19 protein-coding genes are annotated in these 17,567 nt (G+C 65.0%); 11 read left to right on the forward strand and 8 right to left on the reverse strand.

Annotated elements, in window-relative coordinates; all coding sequences use genetic code 11:
- Genes gspK through gspD form a run of 8 tightly spaced genes read right to left on the reverse strand, consistent with a single transcriptional unit; the run spans position 1 to position 7,781 of the window.
- On the reverse strand, positions 1 to 939 hold the full coding sequence (gene gspK, locus IPK65_13490) for a type II secretion system minor pseudopilin GspK (GenBank protein ID MBK8164098.1): 939 nt from the start codon (positions 937 to 939) through the stop codon (positions 1 to 3).
- Entirely contained in the window at positions 936 to 1,559 is a 624-nt protein-coding gene (gene gspJ / locus IPK65_13495) for a type II secretion system minor pseudopilin GspJ (GenBank protein MBK8164099.1), read from the reverse strand. The genes gspK and gspJ overlap by 4 nt, the downstream gene beginning before the upstream one ends.
- Positions 1,556 to 1,981, reverse strand: coding sequence for a type II secretion system minor pseudopilin GspI (gspI, locus tag IPK65_13500; protein MBK8164100.1), 426 nt, complete (start codon positions 1,979 to 1,981; stop codon positions 1,556 to 1,558). The genes gspJ and gspI overlap by 4 nt, the downstream gene beginning before the upstream one ends.
- A complete protein-coding gene (gene gspH, locus IPK65_13505) occupies positions 1,978 to 2,508 on the reverse strand; it encodes a type II secretion system minor pseudopilin GspH (GenBank protein MBK8164101.1) in 531 nt (176 codons plus the stop codon). The genes gspI and gspH overlap by 4 nt, the downstream gene beginning before the upstream one ends.
- Entirely contained in the window at positions 2,509 to 2,925 is a 417-nt protein-coding gene (gspG, locus tag IPK65_13510) for a type II secretion system major pseudopilin GspG (GenBank protein MBK8164102.1), read from the reverse strand.
- A 33-nt stretch (positions 2,926 to 2,958) separates the two neighbouring features.
- Entirely contained in the window at positions 2,959 to 4,176 is a 1,218-nt protein-coding gene (gene gspF / locus IPK65_13515) for a type II secretion system inner membrane protein GspF (protein ID MBK8164103.1), read from the reverse strand.
- 12 nt (positions 4,177 to 4,188) lie between these two features.
- Positions 4,189 to 5,721, reverse strand: coding sequence for a type II secretion system ATPase GspE (gspE, locus tag IPK65_13520; protein ID MBK8164104.1), 1,533 nt, complete (start codon positions 5,719 to 5,721; stop codon positions 4,189 to 4,191).
- 2 nt (positions 5,722 to 5,723) lie between these two features.
- A complete protein-coding gene (gspD, locus tag IPK65_13525) occupies positions 5,724 to 7,781 on the reverse strand; it encodes a type II secretion system secretin GspD (protein ID MBK8164105.1) in 2,058 nt (685 codons plus the stop codon).
- Positions 7,782 to 7,988: 207 nt separating this feature from the next.
- On the opposite strand from gspD, the gene IPK65_13530 reads away from it, so the two are divergent.
- From IPK65_13530 to IPK65_13580, 11 genes are all read left to right on the forward strand, one after another.
- Entirely contained in the window at positions 7,989 to 10,430 is a 2,442-nt protein-coding gene (locus IPK65_13530; GenBank protein MBK8164106.1) for a glycogen/starch/alpha-glucan phosphorylase, read from the forward strand.
- A gap of 39 nt (positions 10,431 to 10,469) precedes the next feature.
- Entirely contained in the window at positions 10,470 to 11,108 is a 639-nt protein-coding gene (gene rsmG / locus IPK65_13535; GenBank protein MBK8164107.1) for a 16S rRNA (guanine(527)-N(7))-methyltransferase RsmG, read from the forward strand.
- Between the two features lie 125 nt (positions 11,109 to 11,233).
- Positions 11,234 to 12,022 (forward strand): ParA family protein, encoded by a 789-nt coding sequence (locus IPK65_13540; GenBank protein MBK8164108.1) that lies wholly within the window; start codon positions 11,234 to 11,236, stop codon positions 12,020 to 12,022.
- A 26-nt stretch (positions 12,023 to 12,048) separates the two neighbouring features.
- The gene (locus IPK65_13545; GenBank protein MBK8164109.1) at positions 12,049 to 12,942 is read left to right on the forward strand and encodes a ParB/RepB/Spo0J family partition protein; all 894 of its coding nucleotides are present in this window, start codon (positions 12,049 to 12,051) and stop codon (positions 12,940 to 12,942) included.
- 133 nt (positions 12,943 to 13,075) lie between these two features.
- Positions 13,076 to 13,276 (forward strand): AtpZ/AtpI family protein, encoded by a 201-nt coding sequence (locus IPK65_13550; GenBank protein ID MBK8164110.1) that lies wholly within the window; start codon positions 13,076 to 13,078, stop codon positions 13,274 to 13,276.
- Positions 13,277 to 13,298: 22 nt separating this feature from the next.
- Positions 13,299 to 13,658: an ATP synthase subunit I gene (locus tag IPK65_13555; GenBank protein ID MBK8164111.1), complete on the forward strand. Its 360-nt coding sequence runs from the start codon at positions 13,299 to 13,301 to the stop codon at positions 13,656 to 13,658.
- 31 nt (positions 13,659 to 13,689) lie between these two features.
- Positions 13,690 to 14,541 carry a F0F1 ATP synthase subunit A gene (gene atpB, locus IPK65_13560; GenBank protein MBK8164112.1) on the forward strand — a complete coding sequence of 284 codons (852 nt, stop codon included), beginning with the start codon at positions 13,690 to 13,692 and terminating at the stop codon, positions 14,539 to 14,541.
- A 75-nt stretch (positions 14,542 to 14,616) separates the two neighbouring features.
- The gene (atpE, locus tag IPK65_13565) at positions 14,617 to 14,904 is read left to right on the forward strand and encodes a F0F1 ATP synthase subunit C (protein MBK8164113.1); all 288 of its coding nucleotides are present in this window, start codon (positions 14,617 to 14,619) and stop codon (positions 14,902 to 14,904) included.
- 63 nt (positions 14,905 to 14,967) lie between these two features.
- Positions 14,968 to 15,438, forward strand: coding sequence for a F0F1 ATP synthase subunit B (locus IPK65_13570; protein MBK8164114.1), 471 nt, complete (start codon positions 14,968 to 14,970; stop codon positions 15,436 to 15,438).
- 15 nt (positions 15,439 to 15,453) lie between these two features.
- The gene (locus IPK65_13575) at positions 15,454 to 15,990 is read left to right on the forward strand and encodes a F0F1 ATP synthase subunit delta (GenBank protein MBK8164115.1); all 537 of its coding nucleotides are present in this window, start codon (positions 15,454 to 15,456) and stop codon (positions 15,988 to 15,990) included.
- 26 nt (positions 15,991 to 16,016) lie between these two features.
- Entirely contained in the window at positions 16,017 to 17,558 is a 1,542-nt protein-coding gene (locus tag IPK65_13580; GenBank protein MBK8164116.1) for a F0F1 ATP synthase subunit alpha, read from the forward strand.
- Positions 17,559 to 17,567: the final 9 nt, after the last annotated feature.

Genomic DNA, 17,567 nt, shown 5'->3' on the forward strand with positions numbered 1-17,567 from the left:
TCAGACCGTGCCCTGGGAACGACGTATCACGGAAACGCGGGCATCGGCGCCGCGTGCAACCAGGCTGTTGAGATCCACCCTGCTGCGTTCGAATCGGGCATTTGCATAGATCATAAAATAGGAAGTTGACACGCTGATGTTGGTGATGCCCTGCCCGCGCTCCTTCAGGAGGGGATGCGCGAGAAACTCCTCCGTCGTCTGATATCCCTTCTCGCCACGCTCGTCGATCAGCTGCGACGCGTCGGACTCGGTGATCCCCTCATTCAACGCCATCAACACGGGGGCGGACGCGGTGTTGACGTTGAGCGGGGTCCTGGCCGGCAGGGTCGCCACATATGGGGCAAGCGCGTCATAAATCTCCCGGGTGACGCCGTTGACCAATAATAACTCACTGGGGCTTTGCATGAGAGCGTTTGCGGTCCGATAGGGGGGAGCCATCCCGAGGTAGGCCGGATCCTCCGCCCCGTTCGGAAAGCGCGGGTCGAGATCGGTGTCGATCCAGTCGACCACCGCGTCGGCGAGGTTCTCGTCCAGTTCCAGCGCGGCGAGCAGGCGGCGGAAGCGCCGGACGTCGTCCTCGCTCGCCTTGCCATCGGCATCGACCAGATTATTGAGATTGAAGCGCCCCTGCAGGTCTTCGATGCGGCCCGCCACTACCGCGCCCTCGACCGCGATCGGGGGCAGGATGGTCGCCCAGTCCTCCCCCGGCTGGTCCACCTCCCCGTCGCGGCGGTCGCGCGCGAGGATCTCCTTGGCCCAGGACTCCACCCCCAGTGTGAACAGGTAGGCCTGGTCTGCATCAAGGACGTTGCCGGTGCGGCGAATGTCCAGCTGCTGCCGGGCCGCCATCGACACCGCCGCCACGGCCGCCACCGAGGTGATGAGCAGCGCGGTGAGGAGGGCAACGCCGGTCTGGCGCGCAGCGCGGAGTCGTATCATGAGGGAAGCGCCTGGACCGGGGCGTCCGCCACGCGGAACAACCGGGTGATACGGCCCCAGTTCTTTACGTCCAGAGTGATTTCGATCGCGCGCGGCAACTGCATACCCCCGCCCCCTGCCGCTCCGCCCGCCGCGGGCCATTCTCCGCGCCATTCGCCGGAACGGTCCAGATAGCGGATCTCGAAGGCGCCGACCTCGCCGAGCAGATCGGCAGAACGCGGTTCGCTGTCCTGCGCGCGGTCGAGCACGTCCCAGCTCGCGCGCGTGAGGGTTTCGTCCCTGAGAGCGTAGCCCACGCGCTGGAGCTGGCTGCGTTTGAGACCGGCGGGGTTGCGCCAGCCGGCGCGAGTGAATTCAAGCGCCGTATCGTTGCCGAACATGGGCGGCAACGCATCGCCGAAGTTGTCGCGTACACCCCGGCCGGACGCCTGTTCTATGTCGCGTCCGATAAGCACGAACAACATCTGCAATCGACCCAGCTGATCCGCCCTGGCCTCGATGCGGTTCTTGGCATCGAGCACGACGTCGAGGCCGGCATAGGCGGCCACCCCGAGCACCGCGAAAATCGCCAGCGCGACCAGCAGCTCGAGCAGGGTGAAACCGCGCGCCGGCGCACTCATATGGGACGCTCCAGGTAGGCGATCGCGGTGGAGCTCGGCCGTTCCTCGCCTTTCTCGGCGCGGACCTCGACGTCGAGGCGGCGCACCCCGTCGTCCTCGGTGCTGGATACCTTGAGGGACCAGAACCACTCCCTCCCGGCCATGTCGGACGTTCCCGTGGTGACGCCGACCGCCGGCCAGGAGGTGCTCAACTGCTGTTCGGTGATCCGGTTCATCGCCACCCAGTGCGCGAGGGTCCGGTCGGTGAGACGCGCGGCGTTGCCCAGGCGTTGCACGGTCTCGCCGACGATCGCGGCAAGCGCGATGGCGATCACGGCGAGTGCGACCAGGATCTCGAGCAGGGTGAAACCGCGCGGCCGGGTCCTGTCGACAAGGCGCCGTCCGGGGTGTATCGCTGGCGGGTGCGGAGTTGCCGTGATCATGGTTCGAAGGTGAATTCGCCGCTGAAATCCCCGCGCAGCTGGTAGGTCGCGGTGCTGTTCCTGTCTTTCAGGGTGAGCGTGAAGGGCGTCATCTCGCCACTCGACAATAGATATATGCGCGGTTCCTCGGCGTCCTTTTCGCGTGCGGACTGGGTCTCCCCTTCGACCTCGATGAAGAGCGTGAGGTCCTCGGCGAGCTGGCGCGCGCGCAACACCGAGTCCCCGGCGTCAACCCACTTGTCTTCCTCCAGTACCTGGAAGCGGTAGCCTTGCGGCGTGAAGACCACCGCCATTTCGCTGCCCTGCAGCACCGTTTCCTGGCTCGCAAGCGTGAGCAGGGCGGCCAGGCGTCGTGCCTCGGTCTTCAGGCGTTCATTGATGTCGTCGTGCAGCGCCAGTGTTGCCAGGGTGAGCACGATGCCGATGATCAGGACGACGACCAGGATCTCCAGCAGGGTGAAACCGTGCCCGCGTCCGGGGGCGCGTCGCGGACGAACCGCCTCGGACAGGCGCCGGATCATGGTCATTCATTGATCCAGGTTCCAGTTGCCGATGTCGGAGTCTTCGTCCTCATCGCCCTGCTGGCCGTCGCGGCCTAGGGTATAGAGGTCGAAGGCGCCGCCTTGTGTTCCCGGGTTCAGATACTGGTAGGGCCGGCTCCATGGGTCCGTGGGCGCGCGCGGCAGATACGTCGGCACGAGGGAGTCCAGCCCTTCGTCGGTCGTCGGGTAGACATGGCGGTCGAGCCGGTACATGTTGAGTGCGCTTTCGACCGCGCGGATGTCCGCCTTGGCCTTGGTAACGCGGGCCTGTCCGGGCTTCTCCATCAGGTTGGGCACTATGATCGCGGCCAGGATGCCGAGGATCACCACCACGACGAGCACCTCGATCAGGGTGAATCCCGCGGCCTGCCGGCGCGCCCCGGATGACGGATGTGAATTCATGCGTGTGTGTGTCATGTGTGTCTGTCTCTCGGTTTAAACGACCAGTTGGTTCATGTTGAAGATCGGCAGCAGAATCGCCAGTACGATGAGCAGTACTATACCGCCCATGATCAGGATCAGGAACGGGCCGAGCAGGCCGGTGATGGTCTGTGCCACCGCCTCCAGTTCGCGTTCCTGGCTGTTCGCAGCCCGTTCCAGCATCACCTCAAGGTTACCGCTGGCTTCGCCGCTCGCGATCAGGTGGATGGTCATGGGCGGGAAATACCCGCTGCGCTCGAGCGATTTGTGCAGGCTGGCGCCTTCCCGTACCTGGCGCGCCGCGATGTTGACGGCTTCGCGCATCGACAGGTTGGTGACCACCTCGGCCGAGATGTGGAGGCTCTCCAGCACCGGGACCCCGCTCTCCGCCAGGATGCTCAGGGTGCGCGCGAAGCGTGCGGCGTTCATGCCCCGCACCAGGCGCGACACCAGTGGCAGCGACAGCTGCGCGCGGTGAAAGCGTTTGCGCACGCCGGGACGGCGCAGAATCAGGCGCAGGCCGATGGCCACTCCGAGCAGGAGGACGCCGAGCAGCACCCCTGAGGAACGGATGAAGTCGCTGACCGCGATCAGGCCGCGCGTCAGCAGCGGCAGCTCCTGCCCCATATTGTCGAACACGGAGACTACCTGCGGCACCACATAGGCGAGCAGCAGCAGCACGACCAGGATCGCGACGACGATCACCAGCACCGGATAGATCAGCGACAGCGTCACCTTCTGGCGGATCGCCTGGCGACCCTCGGTGTAATCGGCGAGGCGGTCGAGCACGGTGTCGAGATGCCCGGACTGCTCGCCCGCCGCGACGGTCGCCCGGTAGAGATCGGAAAAGGCGCGCGGGTAGCCGGACAGGGCGGCCGCCAGCGGCTGGCCCTCCATGATGCGCGCGCGCACCGCGACCAGCATGCTCTTGAGGCGCGCCTTCTCGGACTGTTCGGCGATGGTGCGCAGCGCCTCCTCGATCGGGAGCCCGGAGCGCACCAGGGTCGCGAACTGGCGTGTGATCAGCGCGATGTCGGCCGGGCTCGCCCCGCCCCGGAACGGCGAGATCCCGCGGTTGCGCTCCCGCTCGCGCTGCGCCACCTCGGCCACCTTGAGCGGCGCCCAGCCCTTGTCGCGCAGCAGCTGGCGGATCTGGCGCGGCGTGTCGCCTTCGAGTACGCCCTTGCGTTCGCGTCCGCCGTCGTCCAGCGCGGTGTATTCGTAGGCGCCCATGGCTGGTCCCGGTCAGTCGTCCTGGTGGGTGACGCGCAGGACTTCCTCGTGGGTGGTGTCGCCGGCGAGGACGCGGCGGATACCGTCCTGGTAGATGCTCGCGCCGCGGCTGTGGGCATACGCCTCGAGTTCCTGCTCCGAGATCTGGTCGTGGATCATGGTGCGCATGCGGTCGTTGATCTCGATCACCTCGAAGATCGCGGTGCGGCCATGATAGCCGGTGAAGTTGCAGCTGCTGCAGCCCTGTGCGGTGTACAGCGTGGCGGCGGCCACGCCGAGATCCTCGCACTCGGCGGCGGTTGCGGTGTGCGGATACTTGCACTCGGGACACAGCAGGCGCACCAGGCGCTGGGCCAGCACGCCGATCAGGCTGGAGGACAGCAGGAACGGCTCCACGCCCATGTCGCGCAGGCGCATCACCGCACCTATGGCGCTGTTGGTGTGCAGGGTCGACAGCACGAGGTGTCCGGTCAGGCTCGCCTGCACCGCGATCTCCGCCGTCTCGAGGTCGCGGATCTCGCCGACCATGACGATGTCCGGGTCCTGGCGCAGAATGGCGCGCAGTCCGCGCGCGAAGGTCATCTCGACCTTCATCTGCACCTGGGTCTGGCTGATGCCGTCGATGTAGTACTCGATAGGATCCTCCACTGTCATGATGTTGCGGCGCTTGTCGTTCACGCGCGACAGCATGGCGTAGAGCGAGGTGGTTTTGCCGGATCCCGTGGGTCCGGTGACCAGGATGATGCCGTGCGGGCGGCGGATGATGTGTTCCACACGCACGAGTCCGTCGGGCGCCATCCCCAGGTGTTCGAGGTCGAGGCGCCCGGCCTGCTTGTCGAGCAGGCGCATCACCACGCGCTCGCCGTGTCCGCTTGGCAGGGTGGAGACGCGCACATCGACGGCACGGCCGGCGATGCGCAACGAGATGCGGCCATCCTGCGGCAGGCGCTTCTCGGCGATGTCGAGCCTGGCCATCACCTTGACGCGCGAAACCAGCACGGGCGCGAGCACGCGCGCAGGCTCAAGCACCTCGCGCAGGATGCCGTCGACGCGGAAGCGCACCACCAGTCGGTATTCGTACGGTTCGATGTGGATGTCGGAGGCGTTGATCTTGACCGCCTCGGTGAGCAGGGCGTTGATGAGCCGTATGATGGGGGCGTCGTCCTGGCTCTCGAGCAGATCCTCGGGTTCCGGCATCTGCTGCGCGATCTGCGACAGGTCGAGATCCTCGCCCATATCGCCCATCATCTGCATGGTCTCGGCGCTGTCCGATTCGTAGGTCTCCTGCAGCATGCGATCGAATTCTTCCGGCGCGATCAGGCGCGGCGCAAGCGGGAGGTCCATGTAGCGGCGCACCTCGGACAGCACCTGGGCGGTGACCCCCGCCCGGCACACGGTGACGGCGCGGCCGTCCGCGATGTCGGTGACCAGGACGCCGTTGCGCTTGGCATAGGCGAACGGCAGGCGCCGCCGCCGTTCGCGCGCTGCGGGGGCGATATCGTCGAGCAGCGCGTCGGGCAGCAGGGATTCGAGCGATTCCCTCATGATTATTTCGGGGCGGCCTGCTCCGCGCCGCGTCCCGCAGTGCCGCCCGGTGCCGGCGGCAGCGCGAGCAGATCATCCAGCGCCGGCATGACCGGTGCCTCGCTATCCGGCATCATCAGCAGGCCCTTGTCGCGCGTATCGAGCTGGATGTTGCGGATGTAGTTGTACTTGCTGCCGGTCAGCCGGTTCATCATGGCCACGTCGCGCAGGATGGTGGTTTGCAGGAACACCATCAGGTTGGTCTTGTTTTTGGTCGCAGTCTTGGAACGGAACAGCATGCCGAGCAGCGGGATGTCGCCGAGCAGAGGCACCTTCTGTAAGCTCTCCTGCACGTCGTCGCGGATCAGGCCGCCGAGCACCACCACCTGGCGGTCATCGACGATGATGCTGGTCTTGATCGAACGTGTGTTGGTGATCAGGTCGACCGCGCCGGCGGCGGTGCTCAGGCTGTCGATGGTCTGTTCGATGTCCAGTTTGACGGCGTCGCCCTCGTTGATCTGCGGCTTGACCTTCAGCGTGATGCCGACGTTCTCGCGCGAGATGGTCTGGAACGGATTGGTCACGTTGCCGGTCCCGGTCCCGGTGCTGGTGAAGGAGCCGGTGACGAACGGCACCTCCTGGCCGACCACGATCTCGGCCTCCTCGTTGTCGAGTGTGACCAGCGATGGGGTGGACAGGATGTTGGTCGAGCCGTCGCTCTTCAGCGCCTGCAGGATGGCGGCGAAGTTGACGTCATCGGAGTTGAACCGGCCCACGCCCAGCGTCAGGCCGTTGCCGAAGCTGGGAATGCCGGACGTCGCGATCGCGGTGGCGATGTCGCTGATGCTGCCGCTGTTGCTGAAGTTGGTCACCCCGACCGGGCCGTTGCCGCCCGGGGTCCCGTCGGCGATCCACTGCACGCCGAGCTCGTTGTTGCGGTCGGTGGAGACCTCGGCGATGATGCCCTCGACCATGACCTGGGCGCGGCGGATATCGAGCTGCTTGATGACGCCCTCCAGCGCGTTGAAGATGTCGGGCGGCGCCGTGATTACCAGGGAGTTGCTGCTCTCGTCCGCCTGGATGTTGATCGGCAGGTTGTTGGCGGGCGCGGCGGCGGCCTGTCCGGCGACCTTGCCCTGCTGTTCCACGCTGCTGCTGACGCCGGTCAGCACCGGCACCAGATCCTTGGCCTGGGCATAGCGCAGGTAGATGACGCGGGTATTGCCCTGGGTCTGCAGCGGCGTGTCGAGATGGGAGATGAGGGCCCGCAGGCGCAGGCGGCCGGACTTGCCGCCCCCGATCAGCACGCTGTTGGTTCGCTCGTCGGCGATCAGCACCGGGCTGGCTTCGGGGTCGGTGGGGGCGCCGCCGCCGCGCGCCTTGTCCTGCTGCGCCAGCGCGGTCATGATGCGCACGATTTCGGCGGCGGAGGCGTGCTGCAGCGGCACGATCTCGATCTCTTCGCTGCTCGGCAGGTCGATGCGGTTGATCAGGTTCACCAGGCGGGTGATGTTGGAGGCGCGGTCCGCGATGATCAGCATGTTGCTCGGTACGTAGGCCGCCAGATGGCCCTGCTGTGGCACCAGAGGGCGCAGAATTGGCACTAATTGTGCAGCGGAAACGTTGCGCAATTCGATGACCCGCGTGACGAACTCGTCGCCGCGCCCGGGGGAGTCGTCGTCGGTGGTCGGTACGGCGATCTGCTTGGCGTTGGCATCGGGGATGATCTTCACCACCTTGCCGCTCGGTACGGCGGAAAACCCGTACACGTCCAGCACCGAGAGGAAGACCTGGTAGACCTCGTCTGACTCCATCGGGCGCGAGGAGATGATGGTGATCTTGCCCTTGACGCGCGGGTCGACGATGAAATTCTTGCCGGTGATCTCGGAGATGGTGCCGATGACCGCGCTGATGTCGGCATCCTTGAGGTTGAGCGTGACGGGCTCGGCGCGCGTCGCCGCCGGCAGCAGCAACGCCGCCGCCAGCAGCCAAGCCGGGGTGATCGCCCGTAAGCGGACGGGAGGGTGACCGGCTAGCGCATATATAAACGCGCGGAGCTTCGCGCGATTCGTTCTGATCATAGGTGCATTATACCTGTTCAGTATGACAAACACATAAAGTTAAAGGCAAAACACAGGACCGGTAGAGTGTCGAAAAGGGCCGGCATGCTAACATAGCCCGGCTGTTTCTACCGGACGGACCCCGCAGTCAGCACAGTATATAAGAGAAAGGAAACCATGGCGCCTAAAACCACTACAGTACGCACGCTCAAGTACGACTACCTCGGTATGGACGTGAAGGCCATCCAGCGTTCCATGGCAAACACGCTGGAATACCGCGTGGGCAAAGATATGTATACGGCGACACCGCGCGACTGGTTCCATGTCGTTTCCTATACGGTGCGTGACCGCATGATGGAGCGCTGGATGGAGACCATGCGCACCTATTACCGGGAGAACGCCAAGCGGGTGTATTACCTGTCTATGGAGTTCCTGATCGGGCGCAGCCTGGCCAACAACCTGCGCAACATGGGCATCTACGACGCCGTCGGGGAGGCGCTGCGGGAGTTCGGCATCGACATCGAGACGATCATCGAGGTCGAGCCCGAGGCGGCGCTCGGCAACGGCGGCCTGGGCCGGCTGGCGGCCTGTTTTCTCGATTCCATGGCCACCCTGGGCATTCCGGGCTACGGCTACGGGATCCGCTACGAGTACGGGATGTTCAAACAGAAGATCGAGAACGGCCGCCAGATCGAACATCCGGACAACTGGCTGCGCTACGGCAACCCGTGGGAGTTCCCGCGCGCCGAGGTCCTCTACCCGGTGCGTTTCAACGGGCGCGTGGTCGACTACACCGACGAGCACGGTGTGGCGCGCCACCACTGGGTGGACACCGAGGAGGTCATCGCGATGGCCTACGACACCCCCATCCCGGGTTACGGTACCAGCACCGTGAACAACATGCGCGTGTGGTCGGCGAAGTCCTCGCGCGACTTCGATCTTGGCTATTTCAACGAGGGCAACTACATCAAGGCGGTGGAGGCGGAGGCGGAGTCGGAAAACATATCGCGCGTGCTCTACCCCGACGATACCACCTCCATGGGCAAGGAGCTGCGCCTCAAGCAGCAGTATTTCTTCGTCAGCGCCACCCTGCGAGACATTCTTTATCGCTTTGATAAATATCATGATTCTCTCGATTTATTGCCCGAGCAGGTGGCGATACAGCTGAACGACACCCACCCGGCGATTGCCATCGCCGAGCTGATGCGCATCCTGGTCGATGAGCACAAGATGGAATGGAAGCGTGCCTGGAAGATCGTCACGGGCAGCTTTGCCTACACCAATCACACGTTGATGCCCGAGGCGCTGGAGACCTGGCCGGTGAGTCTGTTCGCCAGGATTCTGCCGCGCCACCTGCAGATTATCTATGAGATCAATCACAACTTCCTGAAAGACGTGATACACCGGCATCCCGGCGACGTGGACCTGCTGCGGCGCATGTCGATCATTCACGAGGACGGCGAACGCCGCATCCGGATGGCGCATCTCGCGATCATCGGCAGTCATCGCGTGAACGGGGTGGCGCAGCTGCACTCGCAGCTGATGAAGGACACCATCTTCGCCGATTTTGACCGCTTCTACCCCGACAAGTTCGTCAACAAGACGAATGGCGTGACGCCACGCCGCTGGCTGCACCATGTCAACCAGCCGCTGTCGCGGCTGATCAGCGCGCGCATCGGCGACGGCTGGGTGACCGACCTTGACCAGCTCAGCCGGCTGGCGCCGCTGGCGGAGGATGCGGGTTTCCGCGCCGAGTTTCGCGCCGTGAAGCTGCAGAACAAGGAGCGCCTGGTCGCCCTGATCCGGCGTCACATGGGACTGGAGCTGCGTACCGACGCGATGTTCGACGTGCAGATCAAGCGCATGCACGAATACAAGCGCCAGCTGCTCAACCTGCTGTACGTCATCACGCTGTACAACCGCGTTCGCGGGGGGGCGGACATCGTGCCGCGTGTCTGCATCTTCTCGGGCAAGGCCGCGCCCGGTTACGCCATGGCCAAGCTGATCATCAAGCTGACCAACGACGTCGGCGACATCATCAATAACGATCCCGCAGTGGCGGACCGGCTCAAGGTGGTGTTCATTCCGAACTATGACGTTTCTACCGCGAGTGACATCATTCCCGCCGCAGAGCTGTCGGAGCAGATCTCCATGGCCGGCACCGAGGCCTCGGGCACCGGCAACATGAAACTGGCGCTGAACGGGGCGCTTACCATCGGCACCCTCGACGGCGCCAACGTCGAGATCCGCAATGAGGTCGGCCACGACAATATCTTCATCTTCGGCCATACCACCGAGGAGGTTGCCCGCCTGAAGCGTGACGGCTACAACCCATGGGACTACCTCCATGGAAACGAGGAACTGAGGCGCGTGCTCGACATGATCGGCGGAGGCTTTTTCTCGCCCGACCAGGAGGACCTGTTCCGGCCTGTGGTGCATGCCCTGACCGCCGGCGGGGACCGCTACCTGCTGCTGGCGGACTACGCTGCGTATGTCGAATGCCAGGACCGCATCTCCACCCTGTACCGTGATGCCGACGCCTGGACACGCAAGGCGGTCCTGAACGTGGCCGCCATGGGCAAGTTCTCCAGCGATCGCACCATCCGCGAGTACGCCGAGGAAATCTGGCACACCAGCCCGGTCCGCATCAACTTGAACAACCATGGATGACGCGCATGGCGCGGTCCAGCCTCGTAGCGGGACGCGGGCGTGGCGGATGAGACGCTGCTGGATGCGGGCCTGACCGGGCTGGGTCTGGCGCTGCCGGCAGCGGCGCGGGACCGGTTGCTCGCGTACCTCGACCTGCTCGAGAAATGGAACCGCGCCTACAACCTGACCGCGGTGCGCGACCGTGGCGAAATGATCACGCGCCACCTGCTCGACAGCCTCGCCGTCGTCCCGTACATTAAGGCCCCGCGCATCATCGACGTCGGTTCGGGCGCCGGGCTGCCCGGTATTCCGCTCGCCCTGGCGTTGCCCCGGTGTCAGGTCGTCCTGCTGGACAGCAACCGCAAGAAGACCCGATTCCTGGGCCAGGCCGTCGCCGAGCTGAAGCTCGACAACGTTGCAGTGGAGTGCCGGCGCGCGGAGGACTTCCGGCCGGCAGAGGGGTTCGATACCGTCGTCACGCGCGCTTTCGCGATCCTGGCGGAGACTGTGCGGACGGCCGGCCACCTGTGCCGCCGCGATGGCTGCCTGCTCGCCATGAAGGGCCGCTATCCGGCGGAGGAACTGGCGGGCCTCCCGCCGTCCTTCCCTCTGCTTTCTGTGGAGCCTCTGTGCGTGCCGGGCCTGGACGCGGAGCGCTATCTGGTACGCTTGGCCTGCTGTTCCCCGCCGTCCGGCTGATCCGGGCGGATGGCGCGGGGCGGAATCCGCGCTAAACTCGGCGCATCCGGGTTACCATGTACGGCCCCGGCAATGAACGCGGGAAAGACGCGCCGTCATCGTGGGCGGCGCAGCATCGGGAAGCTATGGCCAGGATCATCGCGGTCGCGAATCAGAAGGGCGGGGTCGGCAAGACCACCACCAGCGTCAATCTCTCGGCATCCCTGGCCGCGACCAGGCGCCGCGTCCTGCTGGTCGACCTCGATCCGCAGGGCAACGCCACCATGGGCAGCGGTGTCGACAAGAATCGCCTCGCGGCGGGAAGCTGCGAGGTCCTGCTCGGGGAGTGTACGCTGGCGGAGGCCGCAGTGCCGACCGCGCAGGCGGGTTATGCACTGGTGCCGTCCAACGGCGATCTGACCGCCGCCGAGGTCGAGTTGATGACGCACGCGGAGAGCGAACAGCGCCTGCGCCGGGCGCTGCAGCCGGTGCTCGCGGAATACGACTACATCATCATCGACTGCCCGCCCTCGCTCAACATGCTGACTGTCAACGCCCTGGTCGCCGCGCAGGGCGTCATCATCCCGATGCAGTGCGAGTACTACGCGCTTGAGGGTCTGACCGCGCTGCTCGACACCATCGAGAAGATCCGCACCACCCTGAATTTCGAGCTGCGCGTGGAGGGTCTGCTGCGCACCATGTTCGATCCGCGCAACAGGCTCGCCAACGATGTTTCCGCCCAGCTGCTCGATCACTTCGGCGAACAGGTGTTCAACACCATCATCCCGCGCAACGTGCGACTGGCCGAGGCGCCCAGCCACGGCCTCCCGGTCATGCTGTATGATAGGGCCTCGCAGGGCGCGCGCGCCTATCTGGCGCTGGCGGGGGAGATGCTGCGCAAGGGCATGAAGGGCGAGGCCGCGCCCGCGCTGTAGGGTACAGGACGAACAGGGTCACGCACATGAGCGTTAAAAAGAGAGGACTGGGCCGGGGTCTGGACGCCCTGCTGGGTCAGGCGGCGGTCGCGACCGCCGCCCCGCCGGCTCCGGCCGCCGCGGCGGCCGACAAGGGCGACCGCCAGCTGAAGCTGCCGGTGGACCTGCTGCGCCGCGGCCGTTACCAGCCGCGTTCGGACATGCGGCCGGAAACCCTGCAGGATCTGGCCGACTCGATCCGCGCCCAGGGCGTGGTGCAGCCCATCGTGGTGCGGCCGATCGGCGCCGGCGCCTACGAGATCATCGCCGGCGAGCGGCGCTGGCGCGCGGCGCAGATGGCCGGCCTGCACGAGGTGCCGGTCGTCGTGCACGACGTGCCGGACCAGGCCGCCATGGCGATGTCCTTGATCGAAAACATCCAGCGCGAAAATCTCAACCCACTCGAAGAGGCCCTCGCACTCAAGCGCCTGATCGAGGAATTCGGCCTGACACACCAGCTCGCCGCGGAGGCGGTGGGCCGTTCGCGTGCCGCCGTCTCCAACCTGCTGCGCCTGTTCGAGCTCAACGATGATGTGAAGCAGCGCATCGAGCTGCGCGAGATCGACATGGGCCACGCGCGCGCGCTGCTCGCCCTGCAGGGACCGCTGCAGAGCGAGGCCGCACGTCGAGTCGCGGCCAAGGGATTGTCGGTGCGCGAGACCGAACAGCTGGTGCGGCACCTGCAACGGGTCGGCGCGCATGCGCCGGTTCCGGCGGAACAGCGCGCCATGGATCCCGACGTGCGCCGCCTGCAGGAAGACCTCGCGGGACGGCTCGGCGCGAGCGTCGACATACAGTACAACGCCAAGGGCAGGGGCAAGCTCGTGGTGCATTACAACAGTCTGGATGAACTCGAGGGGATCCTCGAGCACATCAAGTAGGCCCGCCGCGCGGCGGTTTCCCAACGCCGCGCCGCAGTTTCCGCTGCGTGATTTCCCTGCATTTTCAGTCCTTGCATGTTCCTTTTTCCGCGCGCTATACTCACCCGCTCGATTTTGCCCGGACGGCCAACCCATGCCTCCACCGAAGGGCGCCGGTCTTGTCCTGATCGGGGTCGGTACGATCCTGACATCGATGATCGTCGCGGGATTCCTGCTGGGTTATGCTGTTGACACGTGGCTGGATAGTCGACCGATCTTTATGCTAGTATTTGCCGGCTTGGGGGCTGTGGGAGGCTTCCTGAAGGTCTACAAGTTGCTGAGCAGGAACGTTTAGTTTGGATTCCGCCGGCCACGAGTTGCGTGCAAAAACCCGCCGGGTGATCGGTCTGCAGATGGGGATCGGATTGGCCGCAGCTGCGGGTTTTTTTACGGTCGAAGGTCCCGCAGCCGCGTGGTCGGCAGCGTATGGCGGGGCGGTGAGCCTGGGCATGAGCCTGCTGCTGAGCCGCGGCGTGCTGCTCGCCGGCCGCATGCGGAGCGCGAAAGCGAGTCAGGCGGTGCTGTACGCCGGTGCCGCGGCGCGCTTCGTGCTGGTACTGGTGCTCCTGACCGTCGGGCTGGCCGTGCTGAAACTGGCGCCGCTCGCCGTCGTGGTCGGGTTTATCGCGGTGCAACTGGCCTTCATGATGGCCGCGGGCCGGGCGCAGAAGGACTAGTAACAAATATATAAAGACGGAGCATGCGAAGTTGAGCGCAGAAGAACATTCCTCCGATGGCGGCGGTACCGTTGCCTACATCCAGCATCACCTGACCAATCTGTGCGCCGGCGACTGCGACCCGGTCACGCACAAGGCGGCCGGCTTCTGGGCCTGGCACGTGGACACGCTGTTTTTCAGCATCCTGCTCGCCCTCGTCATCATCCTGGTGAGCTGGCGCCTCGGCAGGCGCCTGAACGTGGAGGCGCCGTCCGGCTTCCAGAATTTCGTCGAAACAATCATTGAATTCGTGCAGGGCCAGGTGCGGGACACCTTCCCCGGGCACAATCCGCTGATTGCCCCGCTCGCACTCACCATCTTCGTGTGGGTGTGGCTGATGAACTTCATGGACCTCATCCCGGTGGACCTGCTGCCCATGATCGCCGCCGCCGTCGGCATACCGTATCTGAAGGTCGTGCCCACCACCGACCTCAACACCACGATGGCGATGTCACTCACCGTATTCGGCCTGATCCTGTTCTACAACTTCAAGGTCAAGGGGCCGATCGGCTACTTCAAGGTGTTCCTGTTCCATCCCTTCGGCAAGTTCTTCATCCCGGTCAATATCGTGATGACGCTGATCGAGGAGCTGGCCAAGCCGCTCAGCCTGGGGCTGCGACTGTTCGGCAACCTGTTCGCCGGCGAGCTGGTGTTCCTGCTCATCGCGCTGATCGGCGGTACGCTGGCGGTCGGTCTGGTGGGATACCTGTTCTGGTTCCCGCTGCAGGTGGTGCTCGACCTCGGCTGGCTGATCTTCCACCTGCTGGTGATCACGCTGCAGGCCTTTATCTTCATGGTGCTGACCCTGGTCTACCTGGGCATGGCCCATGTCGAGGATCACTAGGCTGCGAGGCGCGGCAGGGCCCGAACACGCTGTTCCGGAATTGTTGATATTTGATTTATTAAAGGAGAGAAAGCAATGACACCCGAGATGCTCGCACAAATCTACGCCTACACCGCCGTCGGCGTCGGCGTCATCCTGGCCGCCGCCGGTCTGGGCTCGGCCATCGGCTGGGGCCTGATTTGCGCCAAGACCCTGGAAGGTATCGCGCGCCAGCCCGAAATGCGCCCGGCCCTGATGACCAACATGTTCATCTTCGCGGGTCTGATGGAATCGTTCCCCTTCATCATCCTCGCCTTCGCGATGTGGTTCCTGTTCGCCAACCCCTTCGTCGGGGCGCTGAGCAGCGCGATCGGCACGCTCTGAGATACGATCCGCGCCGGCGCCGCTGACCGTGACGCCGGGCCAGACGCAAGAGGACCAAGTTAGATGAACATCAACGCTACGCTGATCGGACAGATCATAGCCTTCGTGCTGCTGATCATATTCGTCAACAAGCTGCTGTGGGGGCCGCTCAACAGGATGCTCGCCGACCGGCAGAAGCGCATCGCCGATGGCCTGGCCGCCGCGGACAAGGGCAAGCACGAGCTCGAACTTTCGGAGAAGCGCGCCAAGGATCTGATCCAGGAGGCGCGCGTCAAGGCCGCCGAGATCCTGGCGCAGTCCGAGAAGCGCGCGAGCGAGATCGTCGAGGAGGCGAAGGCGGACGCGCGCACCGAGGCCGAGCGCCTCGTCACCGGCGCCCACGCCGAGATCGCGCAGGAGGTCAATCGCGCGAAGGAGCAGCTGCGCACGCAGGTCTCGACGCTCGCGGCAGCCGGTGCCAGCAAGATCATCAAGCGCGAAATCGACCGCAGGGCGCATGACGATCTGCTGAAAGACCTGGTATCGCAGATTTAAGGCCGGAGAAACACCATGGCCGAGAAGAGCACCATCGCCCGTCCGTATGCGCAGGCCGTTTTCGAGCTGGCCGCTGCGCAGAAGCAGCTCGGGGCGTGGTCGGACCGCCTGCAGTTGCTGACCGCGGTCACGGCCGATCCCCGCATGCAGCGCCTGATCGGCAACCCGCGCATCGCGCGCCCCGAGCTGGCCAAGCTGGTCGTGGACATCTGCGGCGAACGCCTCGATGGTCACGGCAAGGCGCTGGTCAAGCTGCTGGTGGAGAACCGCCGTCTCGACCTGCTGCCGGAGATCAGCGTGCTGTTCGCGCACTACCGCGCCGACGCGGAAAAGGTCGTGCAGGCCGAGGTCGTATCGGCATTCCCCCTGAGCGCGGAGCAGCAGGCGGGCATCATCGCCGCCTTGAAGAAGCGCCTTGGGCGCGAAGTCAGTTTGAAAAGCTCGACCGACGAGACGATGGTCGGCGGCGCGGTGATCCGCGCCGGGGACATGGTCATCGACGGTTCGGTGACGGGACATCTGGACAGGCTCGCGAACGCGCTGTCCCACTAGTTTGAACTCTTTGAGGGGATAGGATTATGCAGTTGAACGCAGCAGAGATCAGTGAGCTCATCCGGCAGCGGATCGAGAAGTTCGAGGCCGTCACCGAGGCTCGCACCGAGGGCACCGTGGTCAGCGTGACCGACGGCATCGTGCGCATCCACGGCCTGGCCGAGGTGATGTACGGCGAAATGCTCGAGTTCCCCGGCAACACCTACGGCATGGCGCTCAACCTCGAGCGCGACTCCGTCGGCTCCGTGGTGCTGGGGCCCTACACCCACATCAGTGAGGGTGACACCGTCAAGTGCACCGGGCGCATCCTAGAGGTGCCGGTCGGCGAGGGCCTGATCGGCCGCGTGGTCGATTCTCTCGGCAATCCGATCGACGGCAAGGGTCCGATCCAGGCCACTGCCACTTCTCCGATCGAGAAGGTGGCTCCGGGCGTGATCGCGCGCAAATCGGTCAGCCAGCCGGTGCAGACCGGCCTCAAGGCGATCGACGCGATGGTCCCGATCGGCCGCGGCCAGCGCGAGCTCATCATCGGTGACCGCCAGACCGGCAAGACCGCGGTCGCGATCGACGCCATCATCAACCAGAAGGGCACCGGCGTTAAGTGCATCTACGTCGCGATCGGCCAGAAGGCCTCCTCCATCGCCAACGTGGTGCGCAAGCTGGAGGAGCACGGCGCGATGGGACACACCATCATCGTCGCGGCGAGCGCCTCCGATCCGGCTGCCATGCAGTTCATCGCGCCGTACTCCGGCTGCGCCATGGGCGAGTACTTCCGCGACATCGGCGAAGACGCACTGATCGTCTATGACGATCTGACCAAGCAGGCCTGGGCCTACCGCCAGATCTCGCTGCTGCTGAAGCGTCCGCCCGGCCGCGAGGCCTATCCGGGCGACGTGTTCTACCTGCACTCGCGCCTGCTCGAACGCGCTTCGCGCATCAATGCCGAGTACGTCGAGAAGATCACCGGCGGCAAGGTCAAGGGCAAGACCGGCTCGCTCACCGCGCTGCCGATCATCGAGACGCAGGCCGGCGACGTGTCCGCCTTCGTGCCGACCAACGTGATCTCGATCACCGACGGGCAGATCTACCTGGAGAGCAGCCTGTTCAACTCCGGCATCCGGCCCGCCATCAACGCCGGTCTGTCCGTGTCGCGCGTCGGCGGCGCCGCCCAGACCAAGATCATCAAGAAGCTCGGCGGCGGCGTCCGCCTCGACCTTGCGCAGTACCGCGAACTCGCGGCATTCGCCCAGTTCGCCTCCGACCTCGACGAGACGACCCGCAAGCAGCTCGAGCGCGGCCAGCGCGTCACCGAACTGATGAAGCAGAAGCAGTATTCGCCGCTCAGCGTCGCCGAGCAGGCTGTCTCGCTGTTCGCCGCCAACCAGGGGTTCCTCGACGACGTCGAGCTGGTCAAGATCGGCGCCTTCGAGGCCGCGCTGCACAGCTACATGAAGTCCCAGCACGGCGCACTGCTCGACAAGATCAACAACACCGGCGACTACAACGACGAGATCGAAAAGGGGCTGCGCGCAGCGATCGAGTCGTTCAAGAAGAGCAACGTCTGGTAAACGGAGAAT

Source organism: Gammaproteobacteria bacterium (assembly GCA_016712635.1).
Classification (GTDB): domain Bacteria; phylum Pseudomonadota; class Gammaproteobacteria; order SZUA-140; family SZUA-140; genus JADJWH01.